We start from the raw sequence: 1,340 nt of genomic DNA on the forward strand, positions 1-1,340 counted from the left end.
CAGATACGCTACTTTCTTTCAAACCCTCAAACACCAGATTCGGTTATAACTCTCTTAGAGCCTGTACCCCACCCTACCCCGATACCTTAACCACTCCCTAAACTATTACCGACTTATGAAATTTGGTGAGTGCCAGCTTAGGGATTCATGATCATATTGACTGTTAAATAGGGGAGCAAGAAGACACACCAAAAAATAGCTAAATAAATGGGTTGCGGGCTAACGTTAAAATCGGGATAGTGGCCAAAGTGATAATTTTGCAGTCTGCACGAACGTGTCAGAATGCTTTAACCCTATGATTTCAAATAAAAAATTTCGATTTGGCGTAGAAATCAATTCTGCGAGATCAGTCATAATAATAGCGGCAAAAATGATCACCATATAAATGTTATGACTATAATATCCTGTGATATTTATTTTACCGATAAATATCTATGTTCGGATGGCAGTAATTTTAGTTGAATTTCATATATTAACTTATAAGCTTGGAGGCTTAAAATGAATACCGAAACCAACTTTATTGAACTAGCAAGAGAGCAAAGAAAAAATCTACGTACAAACCTTGAAAATTTACCGGAAGATGTGCAAAAAGAATTCTCAATTGCGTCAGCAGAGTATGCCTTCTCTGGAGATTTGGCAATTATAGTAAGTGGAATTGGGTATACACATGTGGTTATGACTCTCACATTTGAATCTGGTGAAATACTTAGATTCGAAGGTGATGGAGGTGGATTAATCATTGGTGCAGGTGGTGTTAGTTATGGTGGGGGCGTATCCAGTTTATCTCCTGCTCAACTTATCACTAAAGGGGATATGCATTTTCTATTTCAGACCACCGTAGTAGGCACTATTTTAGAATTCGGAGGAGTAGGAAGTTTCGTTGGTGGTGGGCCAAATATTGCATCGGGTACTGCGGCGGGTAGTGGTAAATTCACCAAACAATAAGCTCCAACTCTACTAGCGCTCACTCGATGTTATAAATCGGCGCTGAGGTTAGACTCTGTACAAAGAATTTATGTCAATTATTGTCAGCTAACTGAAGATCTAAGAATTAACAGGATTTGAATTAGCATGTCATAAATCGGGTAGCCGGTAGTTTCTAACTGCCGGCTACCACACCACAGATTACTTGGCTTCAGTGTCCCTGGCTACCTCACCTTCATGCTAAACCTTATAGGATATTTCTGTTCGTAAGCTCATAGTTTTGCTAGCAGCTTCCTCCCCACAACACCTCACGGTATTGCAGTTGCCATTCGCTAGTAGTTAGCATTTAATGGAAACCATTAAACGGTGATCTTCCTACAGGGGACTTTCACCCCATTAGTTCACGCCCATGCTGG

The 1,340-nt window shown here is 40.1% G+C and carries 1 protein-coding gene; it reads left to right on the plus strand.

Translation table 11 applies throughout. The features are described from left to right. The first annotated feature begins 498 nt into the window (after positions 1 to 498). Entirely contained in the window at positions 499 to 945 is a 447-nt protein-coding gene (locus tag MO867_RS22090; RefSeq protein WP_252473191.1) for a VapA/VapB family virulence-associated protein, read from the plus strand. The last annotated feature ends 395 nt before the right edge of the window (positions 946 to 1,340 follow it).

Source organism: Microbulbifer okhotskensis, from assembly GCF_023895975.1.
GTDB lineage: Bacteria > Pseudomonadota > Gammaproteobacteria > Pseudomonadales > Cellvibrionaceae > Microbulbifer > Microbulbifer okhotskensis.

Coding starts and splice junctions, on each gene's coding strand:
- MO867_RS22090 (WP_252473191.1), top strand. CDS start 499: ATGAATACCGAAACCAACTTTATTGAACTAGCAAGAGAGCAAAGAAAA.